Consider the following 2,730-nt stretch of genomic DNA (forward strand, 5'->3'; position numbering starts at 1 on the left):
CAGGAGGGGGGTGAGGATACGTCTCAGCATGGGGGTCTCCCTGGGGGTGAGGGTGCTGATCCATGTGGTGACCCGGTGGGGTCGGCCTGATGCTATGTGTAGTGACTTTTCACCACAAGATGGGCAGAACGCCTAATTTTGGCGCTGTGCACCGGCCTGGAGGTCGCGGGATCGGGTGAGCTGCTGGAGCTCTGCCCCGAGGGATTCGTCCGCCCGACGACCGGCTCCACCCGGGCGGACCAGCCGTGCGCGAGCGGGCCGCGCTCCAGCTCCCCGGCGATGGTCCCGGTCCCGTCACCACGGGCGAAGCGCTCGGCCACCGTATCCGCACCTGTTCCCGTCGCTGGTGCCCCCGGGGCGTCGACCGCCCCTCGCGCGTACCTCATGGGGGCGCCGTACAGCCGTGACCAGCCGGTGTCACGAGGTATGGGACATCACGGGTTCAGGCTGAGTGGAAGGCGACCCCATCGCGGCGTGCAGGGGACCACGGGTGTGCGAGCAGGAGCCGAATCGGATCCAGGCCAGCTCCCGCGCACTGCTTCGGTCGAGTGCGAGCAGACTGCGCGCGCCCGGCGCGAACGCCGCTGGCCCCTGCCGGGCGGCCGCGCGCAGCCGTCGCCAGCGCCGCGAATGCACCCGGTGACTGCGGTCGGTCACCCGCCGCCCCCGGGCGTTCTGCCCGCTCCGGGCCTCCTGCGGGGTGGCGTCGATCATCACCACGTGTACCTCGTACCGGCGGAGTCGGCAGAGCAGGGCGAGCAGCACACGGACCGGGCGCCGGGTTCCGCACTCGTGCACCACCACCGGGCCGCCGCACAGCGCCGCGGCCACCCGGGTCAGGTGCAGCACGTGCACCACCCAGCGCCACAGTGGGTAGGGGATCCGGCCGAGCAACGGCCCCAGCCGGTACCGCGACTGCAGCGAGTCGATCACCCGCACACCGTCCGCGGTGAGCACGGTCCGCTCCTCGTCCCCGCGGAGACCGAACAGCCGCCGTAGCAGGGTGCTCTTCCCGGCACCGGGTACCCCGGCGACCAGGACCAGGGATCGTTGAGGGTAGACCGCTCCGCGCACCATCACGTCATTCACTGTAGGCACATATCGCACCAAACCCTGGAACATTTCCGGTAGCTCCTCAAAGCCGACCTTCGCGCCGGTGAGGCACGGCTCCACAGCGGCCGCGTCACCGACGTCATGGTGCTCTGGTAGGTGCGGGCGATGGTGGAGTCTACCGAGATGTCCCAGATGATCAGCTCCTTCGCGTCGGCCCGGATCTGGAGCCGCTCGAATATGCCGGTCCGCGCCTGGAACCGTATGCCGTTGATCAGCTGCCGCCTGGTGTGCGCCGGTGGCCGCTCGGGATTGACGCCCTTCGGAGGCAACGGCTCCAGCGCCGCCCAGCGGGCGTCTGTCGGATCCGCCCGAGCCACGGGACATGATCATCGCATGACCTTGATCCGCTCACGAAACACGCCCCAGCGCCAGGGCCGACGGTCCCCGGACGGGCCGCGGCTGTATGCGCTGGGAGGGGGACCACTACGTGAGCGAGAAGCGGATCGGTCAGGCGGGGTACCGCGTGGTGTCCATCCCGGAGAGCACGAGGGTGAGGGAGAAGCCCTTTCGGTGGGGTCGGTGAGACGCGTGCGGGTTCGGCCCCTGGGTGTCGCCCAGGGCCTTTCGTCGTGCCGCTGACCTGCGGACAGGCGATAGCTGAGTGATCCACAGAGTTTTGCGGAACCGGTTGCGGAGGCGTGTCCCGCTATCTGTCGTGGGAAAAGATTTCGCCTCTGGATTTCCCTCCTCGGTGAGAGCGTCCTTTCCGCACTTGGACACTTCCCGGAACACTTGTCGCCTTGTAAGCGATAGGTTAGGGGTTCAAGTCCCCTCGCTGGCTCTCACATGGTCTGACCTGGGACATCTTCAGGCGGAGTCACTCCGCTGACAGCCTCACCGCCTGGAGAGCAATCGCCTATGTGCACCAAGCGCGTACGCCGGGGACCGCGCAACATGGCCGCCGGACCCCTGAAGCCCCACGTCGACTCCTTCGTTCTCACTCTCCGCGCCGCCGGGCGCAGCGAGCGCACCGCCACCATGTACAGCGAAGCGGTGCGGTGGTTCGCCGCCGAACACCTGCTGACCGGCGGTCGGCCGTCTGACATCGACGTTCGCTACGACACCGCCCCTGACAAGAGCGCTGACATGGTCACGTTCGAGCCTGTACGCGACTGGGAGCTGGTCGCGCGGGTGCACATCCGGTCGTGGCTGGTGCGGCTGCGCCGTCGCGGCCACAAGGACTCCTACCTCAACAACCAGTTCCGCTGCTTGCAGCAGTTCTTCAAGTGGCTGGCCGAAGAGGAAGAGATCCCGAACCCGATGCGCAAGCTCAAGCCGCCCACGGTCGTGCCCGAGCCGGTGCCGGTGTTCGAGAAGGACGCCACCAAGCGGATCCTGGAGATGCCGGGAACCCGTGGTGCGCGGGGGAAGGCGTGCAAGGTTCGGGACACCGCGATCATCATGCTGCTGCGCGACACCGGGATGCGCCGCCAGGAGCTGGCCGGACTGACGGTGGACGACGTGTCAGTCGCGGACCGGCGGGCGCTGGTGACCGGCAAGGGCGGCAAGCGGCGGTTCGTGAAGTTCACCTTCGAGACCGCCAAGGCGCTGGACCGCTACCTGCGCCAGCGCGCCAAGCACTCCCACGCGCACCTGCCGCACCTGTGGCTGGCGCAG

The 2,730-nt window shown here is 68.4% G+C and carries 2 protein-coding genes; one reads left to right on the plus strand and one right to left on the minus strand.

Annotation, left to right across the window (positions count from 1 at the left end):
- Window positions 1–417: 417 nt before the first annotated feature.
- A complete protein-coding gene (locus tag D471_RS0124255; RefSeq protein WP_026128030.1) occupies window positions 418–1,122 on the minus strand; it encodes an AAA family ATPase in 705 nt (234 codons plus the stop codon).
- A gap of 885 nt (window positions 1,123–2,007) precedes the next feature.
- Between D471_RS0124255 and D471_RS35955 the strand changes: the two genes are divergently transcribed.
- Window positions 2,008–2,730 (plus strand): tyrosine-type recombinase/integrase (locus tag D471_RS35955; RefSeq protein WP_241479701.1); only part of this gene is annotated, 723 nt, incomplete at its 3' end.

This window comes from Nocardiopsis lucentensis DSM 44048, from assembly GCF_000341125.1.
Taxonomy (GTDB): domain Bacteria; phylum Actinomycetota; class Actinomycetes; order Streptosporangiales; family Streptosporangiaceae; genus Nocardiopsis; species Nocardiopsis lucentensis.

Bases quoted from the DNA above. Each gene is read 5' to 3' on its own strand.
- D471_RS0124255 (WP_026128030.1), bottom strand. From the start codon at position 1,122: ATGTTCCAGGGTTTGGTGCGATATGTGCCTACAGTGAATGACGTGATG.